20 protein-coding genes are annotated in these 22136 nt (G+C 49.3%); 19 read left to right on the top strand and 1 reads right to left on the bottom strand.

Annotated elements, in window-relative coordinates; genetic code table 11:
- The first annotated feature begins 67 nt into the window (after positions 1-67).
- From DQG23_RS40290 to DQG23_RS40205, 19 genes are all read left to right on the top strand, one after another.
- A complete protein-coding gene (locus DQG23_RS40290; RefSeq protein WP_113036704.1) occupies positions 68-589 on the top strand; it encodes an RNA polymerase sigma factor in 522 nt (173 codons plus the stop codon).
- Complete coding sequence (locus DQG23_RS40285) at positions 586-1734, top strand: hypothetical protein (protein ID WP_113036703.1); 1149 nt, start codon at positions 586-588, stop codon at positions 1732-1734. Before DQG23_RS40290 ends, DQG23_RS40285 begins: the two co-directional genes overlap by 4 nt.
- A 157-nt stretch (positions 1735-1891) precedes the next feature.
- Complete coding sequence (locus DQG23_RS40280; RefSeq protein ID WP_113036702.1) at positions 1892-4546, top strand: winged helix-turn-helix domain-containing protein; 2655 nt, start codon at positions 1892-1894, stop codon at positions 4544-4546.
- A 91-nt stretch (positions 4547-4637) separates the two neighbouring features.
- A complete protein-coding gene (locus DQG23_RS40275; RefSeq protein ID WP_113036701.1) occupies positions 4638-5564 on the top strand; it encodes an NAD(P)-dependent alcohol dehydrogenase in 927 nt (308 codons plus the stop codon).
- 716 nt (positions 5565-6280) lie between these two features.
- Positions 6281-6964, top strand: a complete 684-nt coding sequence (locus DQG23_RS42700) for a CAP domain-containing protein (protein WP_238178249.1) — start codon at positions 6281-6283, stop codon at positions 6962-6964.
- Between the two features lie 173 nt (positions 6965-7137).
- Positions 7138-7293, top strand: a complete 156-nt coding sequence (locus tag DQG23_RS42695; protein WP_192894698.1) for a hypothetical protein — start codon at positions 7138-7140, stop codon at positions 7291-7293.
- Between the two features lie 215 nt (positions 7294-7508).
- Entirely contained in the window at positions 7509-9446 is a 1938-nt protein-coding gene (gene abc-f, locus DQG23_RS40265; protein ID WP_113036700.1) for a ribosomal protection-like ABC-F family protein, read from the top strand.
- A gap of 279 nt (positions 9447-9725) precedes the next feature.
- Complete coding sequence (locus DQG23_RS40260) at positions 9726-10382, top strand: FusB/FusC family EF-G-binding protein (RefSeq protein ID WP_113036699.1); 657 nt, start codon at positions 9726-9728, stop codon at positions 10380-10382.
- Between the two features lie 329 nt (positions 10383-10711).
- Positions 10712-11416, top strand: coding sequence for a Crp/Fnr family transcriptional regulator (locus tag DQG23_RS40255; RefSeq protein WP_113036698.1), 705 nt, complete (start codon positions 10712-10714; stop codon positions 11414-11416).
- A 291-nt stretch (positions 11417-11707) separates the two neighbouring features.
- On the top strand, positions 11708-12445 hold the full coding sequence (locus tag DQG23_RS40250) for a hypothetical protein (RefSeq protein WP_113036697.1): 738 nt from the start codon (positions 11708-11710) through the stop codon (positions 12443-12445).
- A 12-nt stretch (positions 12446-12457) separates the two neighbouring features.
- Positions 12458-14146: a vWA domain-containing protein gene (locus DQG23_RS40245; RefSeq protein WP_113036696.1), complete on the top strand. Its 1689-nt coding sequence runs from the start codon at positions 12458-12460 to the stop codon at positions 14144-14146.
- 23 nt (positions 14147-14169) lie between these two features.
- Positions 14170-15309, top strand: a complete 1140-nt coding sequence (locus tag DQG23_RS40240; RefSeq protein ID WP_113036695.1) for a toxic anion resistance protein — start codon at positions 14170-14172, stop codon at positions 15307-15309.
- A gap of 152 nt (positions 15310-15461) precedes the next feature.
- Positions 15462-16493: an ATP-binding cassette domain-containing protein gene (locus DQG23_RS40235; protein WP_113036694.1), complete on the top strand. Its 1032-nt coding sequence runs from the start codon at positions 15462-15464 to the stop codon at positions 16491-16493.
- Positions 16490-17305 carry an ABC transporter permease gene (locus DQG23_RS40230; protein ID WP_113036693.1) on the top strand — a complete coding sequence of 272 codons (816 nt, stop codon included), beginning with the start codon at positions 16490-16492 and terminating at the stop codon, positions 17303-17305. The genes DQG23_RS40235 and DQG23_RS40230 overlap by 4 nt, the downstream gene beginning before the upstream one ends.
- A gap of 255 nt (positions 17306-17560) precedes the next feature.
- Positions 17561-18112, top strand: coding sequence for a MarR family winged helix-turn-helix transcriptional regulator (locus DQG23_RS40225; protein WP_113036692.1), 552 nt, complete (start codon positions 17561-17563; stop codon positions 18110-18112).
- A gap of 76 nt (positions 18113-18188) precedes the next feature.
- Positions 18189-19373 carry an MFS transporter gene (locus tag DQG23_RS40220; RefSeq protein ID WP_113036691.1) on the top strand — a complete coding sequence of 395 codons (1185 nt, stop codon included), beginning with the start codon at positions 18189-18191 and terminating at the stop codon, positions 19371-19373.
- A gap of 49 nt (positions 19374-19422) precedes the next feature.
- Complete coding sequence (locus DQG23_RS40215) at positions 19423-20004, top strand: Crp/Fnr family transcriptional regulator (RefSeq protein WP_113036690.1); 582 nt, start codon at positions 19423-19425, stop codon at positions 20002-20004.
- A 57-nt stretch (positions 20005-20061) separates the two neighbouring features.
- Complete coding sequence (locus DQG23_RS40210; protein ID WP_113036689.1) at positions 20062-20802, top strand: SDR family oxidoreductase; 741 nt, start codon at positions 20062-20064, stop codon at positions 20800-20802.
- A 173-nt stretch (positions 20803-20975) separates the two neighbouring features.
- Positions 20976-21680, top strand: coding sequence for a demethylmenaquinone methyltransferase (locus tag DQG23_RS40205; RefSeq protein ID WP_113036688.1), 705 nt, complete (start codon positions 20976-20978; stop codon positions 21678-21680).
- A 187-nt stretch (positions 21681-21867) separates the two neighbouring features.
- On the opposite strand, the gene DQG23_RS40200 is transcribed toward DQG23_RS40205, so the two are convergent.
- On the bottom strand, positions 21868-22136 hold a 269-nt coding region (locus tag DQG23_RS40200), incomplete at its 5' end, for a putative Ig domain-containing protein (protein WP_192894697.1).

Here is a 22136-nt window from a genome sequence, read left to right as displayed (position 1 = left end):
AGTGAACCGATCCCAAGGTTATGACAATATATAGATGAATGGCCATTCAGAAGGGAGTAGCCACCACTTGGATATCGAAGAGCTAAGCGATCTTGTCAAACAGCATGGTAAAGCGATCTACGGATTTTGCTACAAGCTTGCGGGAAATAAAGCGGATACGGATGATCTCTATCAAGAAACCTTCCTTAAAGCGATGGAAGTGCGTCATAAAATGGACATGAGCCAAAATCCGAAAGCGTTTCTCATCTCCATAGCGGTCCAATTGCGCAAAAACAAACGCCGGAAGTTTGCCTGGAGGCAGCGGATAGCGCCCACGGCTGAGCTCAATGAGGCTGTGGACATCTGCGGGTCTGAACGGGAAGCGACACCGGAGGACGCGGTGTTGTCTCTCGAGCTTCGAAGCAGAATTCAAGCCGCCGCAGACAGGCTGGACGACAAGCTGAGAATTCCGATTTATATGTACTACACCGTGGAAATGTCCGTCGAAGAAATAGCGTCGGCATTGAGAATTCCCGCGGGGACGGTCAAAAGCCGGCTTTACCAGGCACGAAAAGCGATGAAAAAGATATTGGAGGTTGAGTCCTCATGAGCGATTCCGAAAAGTGGGACCGAATGCTCAAGCAAGCTCTTGCTTCGACGGAGGAGCCTGGGGAGCATGTAAACCAAAGTATAATCAACCGGTTTAAGGAGAGAAATCAAATGAAGCATGGCTATAGAAAAAAAATGTCCATAGGAGTGCTGGCTGCCGTACTGACGCTCGCCGTGTCGATATCGGCTATAGCGGCCTCACAGCTTTTTAGCTCCAAGCAGGTTGCCGAGCATCTGGGGGAAAACAGTCTCGCCAAAGCTTTTGAAGGCGGAGACGCCATAGAAATCAATCGATCCGTCGCTTCCGGCGACTATCAATTTACCTTGCACGGCATTGTCTCGGGGGCGGGACTTCGAGAGCTGGAAAGCTCTCCGCAGGACATAAATCCCGACAGAACTTATGCCGTCGTATCCGTCGCCAGACAAGACGGAGCGCCGATGCCGAAAACAAGCGATCCGGAATACGGCAAAGATCCGTTTTTCGTTTCGCCTTTCATCAAAGGCCAGAAGCCATGGCAGGTGAACATCATGACGATGAAGGGCGGCTACGGCGAATTCGTTATGGATGGGGTCATGTACAGACTGATTGAATGCGACGACGTGGAAATGTTCGCCGATAGAGGGGTGTATCTCGCAATCAGCAGCGGCGGCAGCTTTTATAACAGCGAAGCTTTTGCCTATAACGAAGCCACAGGCGAAATAAGCCCGAAAAGCGATTATAAGGGGAGCTCCATCGTGTTCGATCTGCCTCTGAATAAAGCCAAAGCTGATCCCTCCAAGGCCGAGGCTTATCTGAAGGAGCTGCTGAAGGAACCGGCTTCCGGCAAAGATTCCGAATCGGCCGCCCCTGTCGATGATGCCGAAGCGGAGCTTGTGAAGCACATCGAAGACTTGAAGAGGAAAATACCCGAAGGCACAGTCATCCCCGAATCCGTCAAGGAAGTGTCCTTCGATAAAAATGGGAGCTTCACCTATGAGTATGACGATTGGCGTGTAACGCTTTCTCCGGAAACGCTGTTTACGGAAGGCCAGACAGGATTTTCGGACTCCGTCCACTTTAGCGGGACAGATGATAAATATTTGGCGCTTCAATTTTCCAGAGATGAGAAAGGCATGATTACCGGTAGAGTCATCGATTTGCAATAGGCCACGAACCACGTCCGACGGACGTGGTTTTCGTATTTTATTGGAGCGGATTATACCGGTTAAGCCGGTAAGCGAAAAGGAAAAAAAGACAAACCGTCGAACATAATAATATCGATAAAGCACTGTGGTTTAAGGTGCAGAACGGCGGTTATGACCGATGTCCACGTCCATAATATCCACCAAGCTTTATGTTCCTTCTCTTCGCCCGAACATCGTTCTCCGCCCGCGATTGGTCGAGCGGCTGAATGAGGGACTGCACCGCAAATTGACCCTCATTACGGCTTCCGCCGGCTTTGGCAAAACGACGCTTGTCAGCGAGCTGCTTTCCGCCTGCAGCACCCCGGCCGCTTGGCTGTCGCTGGACGAGAAAGATAAACCCCCTGCCCGATTTTTGACTTACGTTTGCGCCGCTTTGCAGACGGTCGGAGCGAACACGGATGGCATATTGGCGTCGCTGCAAGCTTCTCAGCCGCTGCCGATCGAGTCGATAGTAACCGTTCTGCTCAATGAAGCTGCCGTTATCCCGCATCAGTTCGTCCTTGTGCTTGACGATTACCATACGATTGCATCCAAACCGGTTGATGACATTATCGCTTTTATGCTGGAACATTCGCCGCCGCAGCTGCATATGATCGTTGCCTCCCGCGAAAATCCTCAACTCCCGCTGGGCCGGCTGCGTGCCAGAAACCAGCTGACCGAGCTGCGCGCCGGCGATTTGCGGTTCACTTATCCGGAAGCCGAAGCATTTCTTAGCCATACGATGGGCATCAATCTTTCCACGGAAGAAATCGCCATGCTTGAAGTACGCACTGAAGGCTGGATTGCCGGACTGCAATTAGCCGCGCTATCCTTGCAGGGGCATCAAGACGGAGCCGGCTTTATCCGCTCTTTTACCGGAAGCCATCATCTTATAGTCGATTACCTCGTTGAAGAAGTGCTACAGCGGCAACCGGCAAGCATACAACATTTCTTGCTGCGCACTTCGATGCTCGATCGGATGTGCGGAGCGCTTTGCGATGCAGTCCTTCGCAAGGACGGCGGGATTGAAGGCGATACTGCCGATTCGGGGCAAGAACGTTTGGAGTATCTCGAACATGCCAACCTGTTCATCATTCCTTTGGACGATGAGAGACGCTGGTATCGTTACCATCATCTTTTTGCCGATCTGCTGCGGAATCGGCTGCTTCGAAGTTTGGGTGAGAAAGGCGTGGCGGAATTACATATACGTGCCAGCGAATGGTATGAAGGCAGCGGTTTGGAAATGGAAGCATTCCATCATGCCGCAGCCGCGGGCGATGTGGAACGTGCCGCTCGACTGGCGGAGGGAGAAGGGATGCCTTTGCTCTTTCGCGGAGAAATGGTTCCCGTCATGAATTGGCTGCATGCTTTGCCCAAAAAAGAGCTCGATGCGAGACCTTCATTATGGGTGATGTACGCTTCCGGAATGCTGATGACGGGCCAAACGGCCGAAGTCGAGCGGAAGCTGCTTGCTGCCGAGCAAGCCCTTGAAGGCAAACATTTAGATGACAAATCCCGCGATCTGATCGGACATATTGCCGCCATACGCGCTGCGCAGGCTGTCAGCCAGCATCAGGCGGAGACGATTATGAGCGAGTCGCGGCGCGCCCTCCAGTACTTGCATCCGAATAATCTGCCTGTCCGCACGGCTACGACATGGGCACAGGGGTATGCTTATCAGCTTCAAGGGGATCGAATCGCGGCAGGCAGGGCGTATGCAGAAGCCTTATCGAGCAGCCGGCGAATCGGCCACGCCTTGATCGCGATCATGGCTGCACTCGGCGTCGGGAGTATACAGGAATCGGATAATCAGCTTCATGAAGCGGCGGAGTCCTATCGTTCCGTTCTGAAAATGGCAGGAAATCCGCCGTTTCCGGCCGCAAGCGAAGCGCATCTGGGGTTAGCCCGCATCTTTTATGAATGGAACGACATGGATGCTGCCGAGCGGCATGGACAATTGAGCACGCAGCTGGCGAAGCAGCTGGAAAATACGGATCGGGTCACGGCAGGCGAGGTGTTTCTCGCCCGTCTTCAGTTAACGCGGGGAGACGTAAAGGGAGCGGCTGAAATGTTGGCTAAAGCCGATTTTTTCGCCGGCCGGCAACATTTCGTGCACCTGCAGCCCCAAATCGCAGCCGTACATGTGCTTGTTTTGCTTCAACAGGACAATTTGCCTGAAGCTTCCCGCCTGGCGATTAAGTATGAACTTCCTATTTGCGAGGCCAGGGTGCATCTGGCTCGAGGTGACACGGCAAAAGCGGCGGCGATCTTGGAAGCATCGAGACAACAAGCCGACGCAAAAGGCCTGAAGGATGAACGGCTCAAGACAACGGTTTTGCTGGCGGCCGCTTTGTATGCGCATGGCCAAACGTTCAAGGCTGTGAATCTGCTGCAGGACGCTTTAACGATAGCCGAGCCCGGCGGCTTCATTCGGATCTTTATAGATGAAGGGAGCCGGATGGAAAAGCTATTGCGCGAAGCGGCGGCGCAGGACATGAAGTCCGATTATAGGGCAAAATTGCTGGCGTTATGCGAAGCCGAGGGGTTGGAAAGCAAGGGTAAATCCGAACCGCATCCCGACCAAAACGACAAGGCTCTTATTGAGCCATTGAGCGAGCGGGAGCTGGAAATATTGCGCCTTATCGCCCAAGGTTTTTCGAATCATGAGATCGGGGAGCGGCTGTTCCTCGCACTGAGTACGGTTAAGGGATATAACCGGAATATGTTCGACAAGCTTCAGGTCAAAAGACGCACCGAAGCTGTTGCGCGCGCCCGCAGCCTGGGTTTATTATAAACGGCATTTTTGAAACCATACTTAAGTATCTATATTGTAACCATGTGCGGGATATATACTAATTGCAAATATGAGGTTTGGAGGAAACCCCATGAAAGCAGTTGTATGCACAAAATACGGGTCCCCTGATGTTCTGGAGCTGCATGAGATCAAAAAGCCCAGACCCGGGAAAAACGAAATATTGGTTAAAATTCATGCGACTGCCGTAACAAGCGGCGATTGCCGGGTTCGAGGATTCGTCAGTCCGATTATATATTGGTTTCCCATGCGAATCGTGCTGGGCTTCCGGAAACCGCGAAAACCGGTACTCGGTGTGGAACTGTCCGGAGAAGTCGAGGCGATAGGAAGCGATGTGAAGCGGTATAAAAATGGGGATCGGGTTTTTGCGTTTACCGGGATGCGTTTTGGCGGTTATGCCGAATATATCTGTTTGCCGGAAGACGGACTACTGGCCGTCAAGCCGGATAACATAACGTATGAAGAAGCCGCCGCCGTTTTTTTCGGAGGGACGACCGCATTGCATTTTCTAAGGAAGGGCAATATCCGGAACGGTCAAAAGGTTCTTATTTTCGGAGCCTCCGGATCGGTAGGCACTTCGGCGGTACAGCTTGCCAAGCACTTCCGGACGGAAGTTACCGGCATTTGCAGTACGTCAAATTTGGAATTAGTAAGGTCTTTGGGAGCCGATCACGTTATTGATTACACGATCGAGGATTTTACGGCAAAAGGAAACCAATACGATATCATTTTCGATGCGGTAGGAAAAACCTCGAAATCCGCCTGCAGGAAAGCGCTGGCTCCGAACGGGAAATTTGTGTCGGTTGAAGGCCAGGGGGTAGCTAAGGAGCTGATGGAAGATATCGTTTTTCTTAAAGGGCTTATCGAATCGGGCAAGTTAAAATCCGTTATTGACAGATGTTATCCGCTTGAACAAATTCGCGAAGCTCACGCTTACGTAGATAAAGGTCATAAAAAAGGAAATGTAATCATCACCGTGAATCATGGCGATCATAAATAAAAGTATGGTGCCGAGCAAAATACCTGCTGCAAGCAGGCGTTCTCGGACTGCAAGCGGAGAAAGGAAGCCTTTACCGCCGGCAAGGAGGCGTTTTCGGACTACAGGCAAGGAAAGGAAGCCTTACTCGATTTCAAGTGGGCAAAAACTGAACGCAAAAATGTCAATGCGCACACAGTAAAAAGAACCGTCCGTGATCGATCGGGGAGCGGTTTGGAAAAGACGTGATGGGAAAGCAACAAAGAAGAGAAGAGGTAGTGGGTTGGGGCTGCAAAGTTTACGTNACAAAGAAGAGAAGAGGTAGTGGGTTGGGGCTGCAAAGTTTACGTGCCGCCTTTGAAATCGTGTGATACCCGCAAAACCAATTCCAGATCACACGATTTCAAGAGCGGTTGAAAGCTCCAACCCACTACCTCCCCCACGCGCAAACGTATATCCATGCACCAAAGGACCGTCCGCGATTTCCGGACGGTTTTTCTTATTTTTTTATGCGGATTGTTAAAAAGGGGAAGCCTGGCCTCGCTTTGCATATTCCGATTTCGAATAAACCAAAGCCGCAATGCAAAAACTTTGTTCGATAACACCAATACTTCAGTCAAAGGGAGGTATTCGTCATTAAGAAAATGGTCGTAATTGCCGCACTTTTAGTCGCTGCAGGTTGTACAAGCAATAATCATGTTACAAAAAAGCAGTCGGTTCCAGATCAAACAAGGGTTGAGATGAAATCCAACCGAGCTTCGGAAATGTCCAATTTAACGCAGGCATCATCCTTATCTACAGCGGAAGACGGGAAAATCACGGCCAATCAAATGCCAATCGACGCTTCCAATTGGATGGATTGGTTCAATCGCATTAATGATCAGGTTAAAAATCCGGTAGATCGATCCTTATATCCGATGCCGGTCAGTCCGCAGAATCCTGCAAATCCGCGACCGCAGCAGCCGCAAACTCAGCCGCAGCCGCAGCAACCGCAAACGCAAACGCAACAACCGCAGCAACCTCAGCAGCCGGCGAGTCCGCAGCAATCGGGCGATTCGGCCAAATATGCGCAGCAAGTGCTTGACATCGTCAATCAAGAAAGATCGAAGGCGGGTCTGAAGCCTCTTACCATGAACGACAAGCTCTCAAAAGTAGCCATGGCTAAAGCGCAGGATATGTACAACAACAATTATTTCGATCATCAGTCTCCGACTTACGGTTCTCCATTCGATATGATGAAATCGTTCGGGGTTACCTATAACTCCGCAGGTGAAAACATCGCCAAGGGCCAGTCAAGCCCTTCGGAAGTAATGAATCAGTGGATGAACAGTCCCGGACACAGGGCCAACATCCTGAACAGCGGCTTTACGCAAATCGGCATAGCTTACTATAACAAAGAGTGGGTTCAAGAATTTACCGGCTAATACGGGAAATACGGGAACAAAGAAGCCATTATCGCGACTTTATATGCGCATTGAAGCAAGAACACGCGACAGCCGGCGTGTTTTTTGCTTTAAACCCGGATGTCCTAATAAATTTGCCAGTGCGACATGATTTATGATATATTCATGCTATTCATGCAAAGGGGGTGAGGTAGGTGAATCACGAATTGGTCAATAGCCGGATCAGCCAGCTGCCGATAGCTTGTGCCGGCATTGTTCATGTATTTTTCGCGAACGGGATCAGTCTGTCCAATAACGGTCATACGTTTTACCATTCGCGAGAAGACGCCTACCTTAGCCACAACGGATAAAGCTTCACATCCAGAGGGCCGCGGGCTTGTTGCCGCGGCTCTTTTTGGTTTATCAGAAAGTATGTCGCGAAAGCGGCTTTCAGCCTCGGTAACCGCGCCAGTCCGTAAGCATCTGCTTACGAAGTCGCTTTTTTCGAAAGCGTTTAGGGCGGCGAAGCCGATTTATCCTTGTGAACTTGCGGCGGGGTCTTCCTAAAAACCAGGAGGCTTTTACAATGATTATCGTTAACGTTCAACAGATAAAGAAATACCATGCGGCAAACCTTGTTTTGGACGGAGTAACATTCCAGCTTCAAGATCATGATAAGGCCGGTTTGATCGGCCGCAACGGAAGCGGAAAATCGACTTTGCTCCGATTAATTTCGGGCCATGACCAGGCGGACGAAGGGACGCTCAGCGTCAAAAAGGATTTGCGGATCGGATATTTGCCGCAAGTTCCTTCCGAGTTCGAGGAGCTGACCGTATATGAAGTGCTGGCATACGGTTTTCACGATTTGATGACCGTCAAACGGGAAATGTCGGATATTGAGCGGCAGATGTCAAGCGCCGATACAGCCGGCAGCCCCGAATCGATGGAACGTCTTCTCAAGATGTACGCTTTGGCGCAAGAGCGGTTCGAGCAGAATGGCGGCTATGAGATGGACACGACGATCGATCAAGTGACGAGCGGTTTGCAAATCGATCGAAGCAATGACCGGAGGCGCTTCGGGAGTTTGTCCGGCGGAGAGAAGACACGGGTCCTTCTTGCGTCCCAGCTTGTCACCCGGCCGGCTTTACTGCTTCTGGACGAACCGACAAATCATCTCGATCTCAAAGGGATAGAGTGGCTGGAGAAGTTCCTTATGCGTTATGAAGGCGCATGTGTGATTGTCTCGCATGACCGTTATTTTCTCGATGTCGTATGCTCAAAAATGATTAAAGTGGAAGACGGTGAAGCTTTCACGTATTTGACCAATTACAGCGGGTATATGAAGGAGAAGGAAGAACGGCTTCTGCAGCAGTTCGCGCAGTTCCAGGAACAGCAGAAAACGATCAAAAAAATGAAAGAAACGATTCGTCAGCTTGAGGAATGGGGACGGAACGGTGACAACGAGAAGTTTTTCAAGCGAGCGGCTTCGATGCGAAAAGCGCTGGCGAAGATAGATCCGATAAAACGTCCGGTTTTAGAGCAGAAAGCAGCCGATTTCTCGATGACCCCTCAGGACCGTTCCGGTCGGAAGGTGCTCGACTTTGATGGCGTAAGGATACGTTTCGGCACAAAAATGATTTTAGACGGGGCAGCAGGCAGTTTGGTCTACGGTGAGAAAGTCGTGCTGTTCGGGGATAACGGTTCTGGAAAAACGACGCTTTTCAAGCTGCTCCTGGGTGTTATCGGACCGGATGAAGGAGTGATCGAGCAAGGCTCGCGGGTAGAGATCGGTTATTTGGCGCAGCAAGAGCCGACCAGCGACAGTAAGCTTACGGTACTGGACTATTTCCGCACAGAGGGCGCCTTTGAGGAAGGCGAAGCGCGAAACGTGCTGGCCAAATATTTATTTTACGGAGCTGAGGTGTTCAAGCCTCTGCAAATGCTCTCCGGCGGCGAATGGTCGCGTTTGCGGCTGGCCTTGCTTGTGAGACGCAAGCCGAATTTGCTGCTGCTCGACGAACCTACGAATCATCTCGATATCGCTTCGCGCGAAGCGCTTGAGGAGGCGCTGGAGGAATTTCCGGGAACGATATTGGCGATTTCCCATGACCGGTATTTTGTCAATCGTCTGGCGAAGCGGGTGTGGGAATTAAGGGAAGGCGGGATCGCGAGTTATATCGGCAATTACGACGATTACAAGGAGAAGTGCGGGGAGCGCCCGACACAGGAAAACAATCGGCGGTACGATGCTAAGAAGGAATCGAACCAGTCGGCTTTTCGTGATCGGCAGAGTTCCACAAAGGCCGACGGGAGCAGTACGGCACGAGCAAACGGGCGGAAAGCCGAGCAAATAGAGCTTGAGATTGCAGCGCTTGAAGCGGAGCTGGCACGAGAAGATGAAAAGCTGGATCACCTAGGCGGTACCGGCGATACCGTTCAGCTTCAGGAAATTTGGAGCAAGCGCGAAGAGACTCAAGCGAAACTGGATGCGCTTCTCGAATTATGGATGGAGTTGGAGCAGTGAAGCGTCTGCTAGGGGAGAGCTTACGAAACTTTCACTATAATCATTTAAGCAATTGCGGAGCAGGTTGTACTTCTTTTATAATGCTGGTGAACGGAGGGCGATAGGAATGGCAAATCATATTGCCGAATTAAGAAGCAGCTCATGCGAAGCCTACACTTAGGGCGATACTTTGCATGGGCGGACTGCGATAGTACAATGTCGCCCAAATTAAGACGATATCGTTTCTAATAATGGCTTCGCACTTATTTTTGTTTTTATTAAAATAAGGGGCTGAAGACAGTGGGTACTCCATTTATTAGAAACCATCAATATAACCTAATCAAAAAGCAGGCTGCTTTGCTGCAGAAGGCTTTTCATACAGTTACCGATCCGAAAGTGGTCGAATCGGTAAGATATAGCGCTCAGATGAAAATTATTGAAGCGTTCCCGGACGCGACAGAGCTTCAACTTCAATTGCTCAATAATATTTCGGCGATACGTACAGAGGAACAATTCCAGCATTATCTGCATTCGCTGGAACCTTATATGACGGAATTTTCACCGGTTACGGGAAAGATGCTTAACAAGCTGTTTCCCAAAACCAAAAAGCTGAAGGTTCCCGATTTAACCGCTATCGACTACCGTTATATCACTTATCTGGGCTGGAACGATATCGCGACGAATCGACTATTCCTCGTTTATCCGCTGAACGGCCAATTCATCGGCATCGAAGGAAGATTCACGCCGACGAATAAAGGCGTATGCTTTTTATGCAATCGGCATGAAGAAGTTGCGTTATTTACTGCCGTTACCAGGATGAAGCCGGTAAACGCCTCGCCCGACTACTATAAGGCGATCGGCAACTATGTATGCGTGGATAGCGGCGTCTGCAACAAAAACATGACAAACGTCTCCGCATTGGAAAGGTTTGTTCAAGAAGTGGTTGGATACCGATAAGCGCTATCGTTTCTAAATAAAGGAAGAACCTGAATCCACGCGATTCAGGCTCTTCTTTTTTACTTACGGCGATGATTCTACCTTGTGAGATTTGTTTACGATCGATTGGGTGGGATTTCCCAGAGTTGGATGCTATAATAGTAGATATGAATTGGTAATTACATTCCAGCTTTTGGTCAAACGGCGTACAAGAACAGTTGCGCTCGCTCGTCAAATGCAAAATTCTCCGGCATAGTACCCTTTCTTTCGGGAGGGGCGGTAAGTCCGATTATCCGCTATTCACATCCTTATGCAAGCAATACAGAACCAAGTGGAGGGGAGGTCAAGCTATGCAGGATATGAAGTTTTTTTTAGACGGCCTTCCATATTTCAAGGATCTGAACCAGCAAGATTTGGATGAGCTGTCGACGCTGTTTATGGAAAGAAAGTATGAGCGGGGCGTCGATGTTTTTCAGGAATACGGCGAAGGCAACGAGCTGTTTTTTATACAATCGGGCGCCGTTAAAATATATCGCACGGACGATTCGCGGGAAATTATTTTGGCAATCCTGGGCTTCGGCGATTTATTCGGCGAAATGGCCGTACTGCAAGAACAATATCCGCGTTCCGCATCGGCCAAAACGATGGAACCGTCGACATTTTTCGTGCTGAAGCGCCACGACTTTCTATCGCTTATCAATAAGAGTCCTCAAATCGCTATACGTATTTTGCAGGCGGCCCTGGACCGGTTACGGCGAGCCAACGAATTCATCACCGACTTGACTACACTTGATGCGCGTACCCGCATTGCCAGAGGATTGCTGCGGCTGACGGAGAAGCACGGCCTTCGGAAAGAAGGCGGCATCGCCATCGATATCCGGCTGACGCATCAGCAAATTGCCGACTTGACGGGAACGGTGCGGGAAACCGTAACGAAGGTGCTGCTGGATATGCAGCTTCAGGAAGCGATAACGATCACCAAAAAGAAAATAATCATTCTCGACATAGGCAAGCTGGAGCAATTGGCGGGGGCATTCAATGACGGAATGCCGTAAAGTCTTATAATCGTCGAGAACAGATTTTTCCTCAAGAGCACAAACGGCAGAAATGCCGTTTTTTTATTTTGTTTTTTTCCAGGCAGGCATGTCTGTACGTTATCGATTTCATTCGCATAATCCATGGTAAGAAAAGTAGTTATAAAAAGGAAAATGAGGAAATATGTCGAATGTCCATAGTACGCACGAGTTTCTTGCAAGATATGGAAGCGCGGATTCACATTCAAAAGAGGCGCCACATATTTATAATCTGGACGTATTTCCTTGTGGGGGGCAGAGGAGGTGTAAAAGTTGACTGGCACAAAGTACATAAAACTAGCAGGACTGCTTGTAGGTGTGGCGATTTTAAATATCCTCGTGCTTTCTCCCGGATTTCTAGGGGTTGAGATAGGTGGAGATGCTCTTGAAACGGCAATCGGAGTGACATTGCTGTTCGCCAGTGCGCTTGCGATGCTATACGGGAGCTACGTCTTGTTATTTAAACAGCCGGTTGCTTTACCGGTTAAGCAAATCAGTACGCGCGAAGACTACGTGGAAGCTTTGACTCGCTACAGACGCGTAAAATCCTTGGAGGGCGATATCAATCTCGCTTTAGACCAGATGGAGCGATTAAGCAAAAAGAACGATACCTTGTTACATGTCCTCTTGCAGAGATTCGACCCGGCTGAGTTAAGTTACAAGAAGTTTGCTTCCGTAATTAAGGAAATAGAGAAGCTATTTTATCTTAACGTCAGAAGTATGCTGAACAGACTCCATGTTTTTGACGAGGCGGAGTTTGAGCGTATCAGGGGCCAAAAATCAACGGCGTTTTCTCAAGAGCTTCTTCAAGAAAAGACTAATCTCTACAATGATTTTCTGACTTTTATGAAAGATTCTCTAAGCACGAATGAGGAAATCTTGTTGAAGCTGGATAAGCTGCTGCTGGAAATATCCCGCTTGGATAGTTTTGAGCCGGGGGATATTGAAAATATGGCTTGCATGCAGGAAATAGACTCGTTAATTAAGCAAACCAAATATTATAAACAGTGAGAGGTGCTAGGTTTGGCAAAGAAGGGCAAGTTCTTCCTGTTATCAGGCGTCATCTTGGTATTGGTTTTCGCGCTTGTGTATTTGGGGGTAAATCTGACCTCCAACTTGGGGAAATCCAAAGCCGAAGTGTCTTCGGAAGATGCGGCTAAGAAATTAAGCAAGCTTTACTCCAATATCACAGTAACTGCTGAGCCGCCTTTAAAGGGACAGATCGACCTCAACCCGATCGATGTTGCGGAGTCGCTGCCGGATATCTCCAAATTCCCGGTAACCGTAAAAAACACGACGAATCAATACGTGGAGATTTTTTCATCCACCGAAAAGTCGGGTACCGGTGTCGACGGGTGGTTGACGGATGTAGCGACCGAGTTCAACCAGGCGAATATCACCATAGACGGGAAACCCGTTTCCGTTTTGGTTCGCAATATCGCTTCAGGTACGGCCGCGGACTACATCAAATCCGGTAAGTATGTGCCGGATGCCTTCACGCCTTCAAACGAGCTATGGGGCGAAATGGTTAAGGCGAGCGGCGTCAAGACGCAGCTTGTAACCAATCGTCTCGTCGGCAACGTTCCCGGCATCGTCATTGCCAAAGCCAAATACGACGCCTTAGTAGGTACTTATGGAACCGTGAATGTCAAAACCGTTACCGAAGCGATAGCAAATAACGAGTTTTCGATGGGGTATACGGATCCCTTTGCCAGCTCTACAGGCTTAAACCTCCTTCTGACAGCTCTCAATGCTTTCGACAGCTCCAATATATTGGGAGAAAAGGCCGTTCAAGGGTTTGAGAAATTCCAAGCTAACGTTCCGTTTATTGCTTCTACAACAATACAGATGCGCGATGCGGCAAAGTCGGGTATGCTTGACGGGTTTGTTCTGGAGTATCAAACATATGCCAATGCTGCCGACTTGAAGGGCGGTTATGTTTTCACTCCTTTTGGCGTAAGGCATGACAGTCCATTGTATGCTCTAGGCGATCTGCCGCAGGCGAAGTTAGACATTATCCAAAAGTTTGCGGACTTTGTCGCACAGGATAAATATCAAAAATCGGCGAAGGAAAAGGGCTTTAACAATCTAGAAGACTACAAGTCGGAGCTTGCCGTAGCGGATGGCAGCCTTCTGTCGTCAGCGCAGAAATTGTGGAAAGAAAAGAAAAACGGCAATAAGCCTATAGTCGCCGTGTTTGTAGCGGATGTTTCCGGCAGTATGGCGGGCCAGCCGCTGAACCGTTTGAAGGAGTCCTTGCTGAAGGGGCAAAAGTACTTAGGTAAAGACAACAGTATCGGTCTTGTCTCTTATTCAAGCGCCGTATCCATGAATTTACCTATCGGAAAATACGACACGAACCAGCAGTCCATGTTCGTCGGTGCGGTGAATAGTCTCCAAGCCAGCGGAGGTACGGCTACCTTCGATGCCATTGTTGTGGCGTTGAAAATGCTCCAAGATGAATTAGCGGTTAACCCGAATGTAAAACCGATTATTTTTGTCTTGAGCGACGGCGAGACGAATGAGGGCTATTCGTTGAAGGATATCAAGGGGTTAATCGAGCACTACGAGGTTCCCATCTATACGATCGGGTACAATGCCAACATTAAGGCGCTTCAAAGCATATCGAGCATCAATGAAGCGGCCAGCATCAATGCCGATACGGATGATGTTATTTATAAGATCGGAAACTTGTTTAACGTTCAAATGTAACGTAAAACCGAAGGAGGAGTACCATGTCATTTTCGATGGAAGTGGCGAGTCCAGCCGAGATTAAGGCAGCGATCGAACAAGAGGTTAAGCCTGTGCCCGAGGAGCTTGCAAAGCTTAAAGAAGTGGCGGATTCCAATGTCGCCACGATCATGACGCTCGATGTCGAGTCGCTTGAGAAGCGCAGAGAGATTTTGCAATCCATCGAAGCCTTCGGTCTCAACACGATGAGATCGTCTTCGGAGAAAAATTCCTTGCTTCAGGTTTCGGTAGGGAATCTATCCAAAACGGGCGATGAGGGCGGTCAAGTGGCCAAAGGTTTAACTGAACTGCACATTCAGCTGAAGGATTTGGATCCGAGCTTGGTCGATTTTGCCAAAAGCGGATTCCTGGGCAAGCTGTTTAACCCGCTGCGGGCCTACTTCCTTAAGTACCAAAAAGCCGATTCCGTCATCGCGGATATCGTTGTCTCGTTGGATAAGGGCAAGTCGACGCTCAAAAACGATAACACTACACTCGAGATCGAGCAGCAGACGCTTCGGGATTTGACCAAGAAGCTTCAAAAAGAAATTCAGCTTGGGACTTTGATGGACGAATCGATCGAGTCGCAAATCGAATCCGCAAAGCTGAGGGACGAAGATCCGGACAAGATCCGGTTCATTACCGAAGAAGTGCTGTTCCCTCTGCGTCAACGGGTTATGGACCTGCAGCAGATGCTTGTCGTCAACCAACAGGGGATTATGGCAATCGAGGTGGTTATCAGAAATAACAAAGAACTGATTCGCGGGGTAGACAGGGCGAAAAATGTAACGATATCCGCGTTAAAGATATCCGTAACGGTGGCCGGCGCACTGTACAATCAGAAGATTGTACTGAAAAAGATCGAGCTATTGAACCAAACGACGAACGATCTGATTGCCGGCACGTCCAGAATGCTAAAAAATCAAGGAGCCGAAATCCATAAACAATCGCTCCAAACGAACATTTCGGTTGAAACGCTGAAACAAGCTTTTGCCGATGTGTTGTCTGCTTTGGATTCCATCAGCACCTACAAGCAGGAAGCGCTGCCTAAAATGCGCGAAACGATCGATCAGTTCCGGGAATTGGCTGACGACGGCGAGAAGCAGATCGTTCGGCTGGAGAAAGGTCATAAGCTGGGGTTGTAAGCTATATATATTTGTTACATGCAAAAACACGCTGCTTTTTGGCGTGTTTTTTGCGTTTGGCGGAGAACGTGAGGCGGGCTCCCCATTATTTACATTCAGTTTATAAATGTAAGTTACCATCACTAATAGACGATTTCAGGGGAGGAATTGAAATGAACCATGTAAACAAAGGCAGAAAGGCCCCGGACAACGGTGATTGGGCCGTTGAGGCACACGGGCTCGTCAAAGTTTTTGGCGAAAATCGCGCGGTGGACGGCGTGAATTTGAATGTGCGCGCCGGGACGATTTACGGTGTGCTTGGTCCGAACGGAGCCGGCAAGACCACCACGATTCGTATGCTGGCGACTTTGCTTCGGCCGGATGCGGGGTCGGCGCGAATTTTCGGTCACGATGCGGTGAAGGAGTCGCAAATCGTTCGTCAATTGATCGGCGTGACCGGTCAGTACGCATCGGTCGACGAGTCGCTTAGCGCCACCGAGAATCTGGTTATTTTCTCCCGGCTGCTCGGGTTAGGCCGCGCAGAGGCTCGGCGTAAATCGGAAGAGCTGCTTGAGGAATTCGGCTTGACGGAGGCGGCGAAGCGGCCGTTGAAAAATTTCTCCGGCGGCATGCGCCGCCGTCTGGACCTGGCTGCCAGCCTCATTGCGCAGCCGCCGCTCATCTTCCTCGATGAGCCGACTACAGGGCTGGACCCTCGCACGCGCGCGCAGATGTGGGATACGATCCGCCGGCTTGTGAAGACGGGGTCAACCGTACTGCTGACAACGCAGTACCTCGAAGAGGCGGATCAGCTGGCAGACCGGATCGCCGTTATCGATCATGGCCGCGTCGTCGCAGAGGGGACTGTGGATGAGTTGAAAGCATCGGTCGGCACTTCGTCGTTGCAATTACGAGTCCAAAATACGCAGGACCTCGAAATTGCCCGACTGACCGTCGAACAGGTGCTTAACATCCAGTCGGCCGTGTCGGATGAAGCCGGTAAGATTACTGCTCCTATGGCGAACACGGATAAGGTCACGGACTTGCTTATCGCACTCCGCGAAGCGGGAATTCGCTTGACCGAGATGAGCGTGCAGAAGCCGACGCTTGACGAGGTATTTTTAACGATCACAGGCCATGGAGTGAAGGAGGGCTCTTCACCGGAGTCATTTGAATCGAACAAAGCGGAGGAGGTAACCATATGAAAAGTGCTGTCATGAAGCCGGGCATGGATCGGCAGTTGAAAAACTACACGAGCTTCGGCCAGTCGGTGCGCAACTCGTTGACGATGGCCTATAGAGGACTGCTGAAAATTCGCCGCACCCCCGAGCAATTGTTCGACGTAACGCTCCAGCCGATCATTTTCACCTTGATGTTTACTTACATTTTCGGCGGTGCTATTTCCGGAGACGTGCAGAGTTATTTGCCCGTCATCATTCCCGGCATCCTCGTCCAAACCGTTATCACAACCTCAATCGTCACCGGCGTGCAATTACGCGAGGATATGGATAAAGGCGTGTTCGACCGATTCAAGTCGCTGCCTATTGCGCGCATAGCGCCATTGGCCGGAGCCTTGCTGGCGGACACCGTCCGGTATACGATTGCAACGGTGCTCACCTTTGCCATGGGATATATAATGGGCTATCGGCCCGACGGAGGATTGGAACACGTGGCCATCGCTGCGCTTCTCGTCATTTTTTGCTCCTGGTCGATTAGCTGGATATTCGCCTTTTTCGGCGTCATTGCCCGTACGGCTTCAAGCGTCCAAGGGATTTCGATGATCGTGCTGTTTCCGCTGACGTTTCTATCGAACGCCTTCGTGCCGGTTAAAACGATGCCCGATTGGCTCCAGTGGTTCGTTAACATCAATCCGATCTCGCACCTAGTCTCTGCCGTCCGGGAGCTTGCCAACTCCGGAACGGTAGGTTGGGATCTTGTTATCTCGCTCATCGGAGCTGTTGTCATTGTGGCGATTTTTGCCCCCATCACGGTACGTGCTTATATGCGTCGGACATAGTGCGGCTAAGCGCTGATGAATAGTCCGTCTCTAGCATCATCATGAATAAATGCTTAACGCTCGGGTTTCCGAGCGTTTTTTGTCTTTGGAGGTGAAAAATATTTTGGAGTTTTAGAGGTATGGTCACGCTGACGTTGGGGGAGAAGTTTTCAGGATGTGGGCGAGGCTTCTAAATGATAAAGTTGTTGCATTCTCGAAATCATTCCGTTATATTAAATTATAGTTAGATAATCTAATTAAATGCAAGGTGATGGCATGAGCAGAAAAAACAACAAGGAATATACGCCCGATCAGCTGCCGAAATTAGGCGTTAAGCCGTATTTGGAGCTGATGGACAAGACCGCATCGAAAGGCACGGACCGCAAATCGGCACATCTCGGATTGCTGATGCTTTGGCTTGGGGATAACATTTTGGATGCGGTTGATCTCGATTTAGCGCCGTTCGGCATTACCGAGAGCAAATTCGATTTGCTGCTGCTGCTTACCCTGCATGAAGGCAGAGAGCTTGTCACTCCGTCATCGCTTGCAGACAGGCTGGGTATCAGGCGCGCTTCGGTAACGGCTTTGTTGGATTGGCTGGAGAAGAGAAGCTGGATTGTCCGGGAGCCGAGCGATTTGGATCGCCGTATGATTCATGTCAAAATTACGTCCGAAGGCCGGCAATTGGTCGATCAAGTTTTACCGGCATTCTGGTCTGTTTGCTCTTCGATCATCATCGAAATGGAACCGGAGGAGCGAAAGGTGCTGGAAAAAATACTGATTAAACTGAATGACGGCATTGAAAAAAGACTGGGGGTGGGAAGATAAATTTTTTTACGAATGTAGTTAGATTATCTAATCAAAATGAGCTCGAATTTATATGTTAAAGAAGAGGTGTCCAACCATGAATCAAAGAAACTATTCCGTTATGACAGCTGTACTTTGTTGGTCTGGAATGGCGGTCATGTCAAGCCTATACGTAACCATTCCTCTTATTTCTTTGTTCGCTGAAATGTTTAATATTACATTAACGCAAGCTGCGGCGACAGGCAGCGTATTTTCACTTGGTTTTGCGATCGGTTGTTTGATTTACGGAGCGTTATCCGATAAATATGGGCGCAAAACAATCATTTTAATCGGACTTATTGCTTTAACGCTGATAACTTTGCTGCTTGGTATGGCCGATCATTTCGCATGGATTATTGCGCTAAGATTTGTCCAAGGCGCTGCAGCAGCTACTTTCTCGCCGGTTGCCCTGGCCTATGCCGTTGAAATGTTCCCGGCGGAGAAGCGGGTGACGACAATCGGATTTATAAGCACCGGATTTCTGGTTGCGGGGATCGTCGGGCAATTGGTAAGCAGTCTGATTAGTCAGCAATATGGCTGGAATACGGTTTTTTATTGGCTTGCCGCCGTTTATGCAGCGACTTCGCTTATGATCATGCGGCTGCTGCCGAAAGGGGAGATTCAGCAAGCGCACGTTAGCATTTGGGCGCCCCTTAAGCAAATCGGAACCGTATTTACACAAAAAAATCTCGTTTTAAGCTACGCGGTCGCGTTAGTGCTGCTTATGTCATTTGTCAGTATGTACACGGTTTTGGGCAATTATTTGAGCGGTCCCGATTTCGGACTGAGCAAACAAGAAGTTCTTTACGTTCGGTCCATCGGCGTGCTGGGTATGCTGATCTCCCCGTTTGCAGGGAATTTGGCGAAGCGGTTTGGCGTTCGTCCGGTGCTTCGCGGAGGATTATGTTTAGCAATAGTCGGCCTGGCCTCCTTAGGAATGTTCTCCAGTCTGCCTGTTTTGATAGGCATGAGCGTGTTATTTGTCGCCGGCATTGCGATCTCGGTCCCGTCCCTCGTTTCGTTAATCGGTCAATTGGGCGGCAAGTCGCGGGGGATTGCCGTTTCGGTTTATACGTTCATCTTATTTTCCGGAACAAGTCTTGGACCGATTGTATCCATTCATTTCATGAAAACGTACAGTTACTTGATTACATTCGTTCTGCTGGCGCTCGTTCTAGGTTTCGGTTTGCTTTCGGCAAGCTTGATTCACAGAGATACTCCGGAAGAAAGGGGGGAAGCTTAAGTTTCCCATCCGACAGGAATTATGCCCGACGTATCGAATCTTACTAGATATGGAAAAGACATGGGAAACCCTCTATGAAGAGCTGCAAAAAAGAGTGCCGATTCCGCCAGAAGAATGGGCCTATTTTCGGACGCTGACGTCTCATCGGACCATATCCAAAAACAGTCATTTCGTCAAAGCCAGCGAACGGACGGACTCGATCGGCATTTGTGCCGGCGGATTATTTCGGCTGTACTATACCACGCCTGACGGCGCGGAGTTCAACAAAAGCTTTTGCGCAAAAAACGACTTCGTTGCCTCATACAGCGCCTTGCTGCTGAATATGCCTTCCTATTTCTCCGTGCAATCGCTGGCGGACAGCGAGCTTATTACATTCCGCTACAAGGATTTTCAAGCTTTGTACGACCGGCATGTATGTTGGGAGAGATTGGGGCGCATCATTGCCGAGCAGTTGTTCATCAACAAAGAAACCCGAGAACGGGAGCTGCTTTTGCTATCGGCCGAAGCGCGGTACCTGCTGTTCCTGGAGCGATACGGTCATCTATCGGGACAAATCCCGCAATATCATGTCGCCTCTTATCTGGGCATTACGCCTGTTGCGTTAAGCCGCATTCGCCGAAGCTTAACCTAGGTTAAGGAAATTTCCTCCTTTCTATCTATACTGATAATTAGGAAAGGGGGATTTTTTGTGAAGACATCCAATCATACGGTATTAATTACAGGGGGCGCTTCCGGAATCGGTCTCGCTCTGACAGAGCAATTTGTCCGTAACGGCAATAAGGTCATCATTATCGGCCGCAGCGAGAGCAAGCTTAACGAGGTGAAGACGCGCTATCCGGAGATTACAGCCTATGCATGCGATCTTCAGTCGGAGGACGAAGTGGATTTGCTGGTCAGGAGAGTGAACGACGAGCATCCAAGCTTAAGCGTTCTGGTTAATAATGCGGGCGTTCAGTACAATTATTCCTTTATGGAAATTGACAAAACGGGGACGTTCGACCGGATCGAGGAAGAGATCTCGCTTAATCTTGCCGTGCCAATCCGGCTTACGGCGAAATTGCTGCCGCTGCTCGCTCGTCACGAACAAGCTGCAGTCGTTAACGTATCCTCCGGATTAGGGCTTGTGCCCAAGAAATCCGCTCCCGTTTATTGCGCAACCAAAGCGGGATTGCATCTTTTTACCAAAGCTTTGCGTTATCAACTGGAAACGACGAATATTCGGGTGTTCGAAATCATTCCGCCCATCGTGGATACGGACATGACTCGCGGAAGAGGAAGGGGAAAAATAACTCCGCAACAGCTGGCGGCAGAGTTCTGGACATCGTACCGCCGAGACCGGCTTGAAGTCGCCATCGGCAAAGTCAAACTCCTGAAGCTGCTAACCCGCATCGCTCCAGCTGCAGCGGATGCTTTGCTTAAGAACGGTTAATGGCAACGACAGAGATGCCGTTTTTGTTTTTCTACGTTTATCGTTAATCATTATGGTATATTTGAATTCTCAGCTCGCGGGCAAACGACGGCAGTTTTATATTGTATGGGATTAATATTAAAATAGAAAGATACATTTTCATGATATCGTATTTGTGGAAGAGGGGGGATTTCATGACTGAACAAACAAAGATGGAAAGGGTTCATCATGTATTTGAAAAGATATCGAATCAATACGACTCGATGAATTCAATCATCACTTTTAAGAGACATCTCGCATGGCGTCAAGATGTCATGAAACAGATGAAGGTTAGAGAAGGAAGTAAAGCACTTGATGTGTGCACTGGAACTGGGGATTGGGCGATTGCTTTAGCAAATGCTATTGGAACGCGCGGGGAAGTAATTGGATTAGATTTTAGCAAAAACATGCTCAAAATTGCACAGGAGAAGCAAGAGCAGCAAGCTTTAAAGCAACTTACATTTATCCAAGGAAATGCCATGGAGCTCCCTTTTGAAGATCATTCATTTGATTATGTAACCATTGGTTTTGGTTTAAGAAATGTACCGGACTATTCAACCGTTTTACGGGAAATGTATCGAGTAACAAAACCGGGCGGAAAAGTAGTTTGTTTAGAAACCTCCCAACCGACATTAATCGGTTATAGGCAGCTTTCCCTTTTTTATGTTCGCTATATCATGCCCTTGCTTGGAAAGTTTATTGCCAAAAGTTATGATGAATATTCATGGTTACAAGAATCAGCTCGTAATTTCCCCAATAAACATGTACTTAAACAAATGTTTTTAGAATCGGGATTTTCCAAAGTCGATGTAAAAAGCTATAGTGGCGGCGTCGCAGCAATGCATATGGCTATAAAATGATAGAGTAGTGATGGTAGCGACAGCATAACTGGCAGCGCCAGGAGAGCGCATCGCTGCAAACGATGAGGTCAAGAATAATTCTTTTTATGCAAAAAAACACGCCAAACAAGGCGTGTTTTTGTATATGACGGGCTCTGCATGAGAGTCATAACCCGCGGAGCAAAGTCGGTAGCAGCAGCGGCTCGCCTTATGGGGCGATCACGATGGTGAAGCTTTGAGAGGCGCTTGCCGGCTGGCTGTCCGTTACCCGCAGGGTAAACGTGTAAGTGCCTGCCACGGAAGGCGTCCCCGAGAAAACGCCCGCCGATGAGAATGCCGTTCCAATCGGCAATCCGCCGCTGACGAGAGAGTAATTTCGCGTCCCGATCCCGCCCGAGCTCTCGAGCGTCACGGCATACGGCGTCCCCGCTTTCCCGTTCGGCAGGCTGGTCGTGATGAACGTTATTGGCTCCGGCG

It is taken from the genome of Paenibacillus contaminans, assembly GCF_003285015.1.
Taxonomy (GTDB): Bacteria; Bacillota; Bacilli; order Paenibacillales; family NBRC-103111; genus Paenibacillus_V; species Paenibacillus_V contaminans.
Note: the sequence above shows the minus strand (reverse complement) of the source record. Positions and strands in the feature narration are given on the sequence as shown.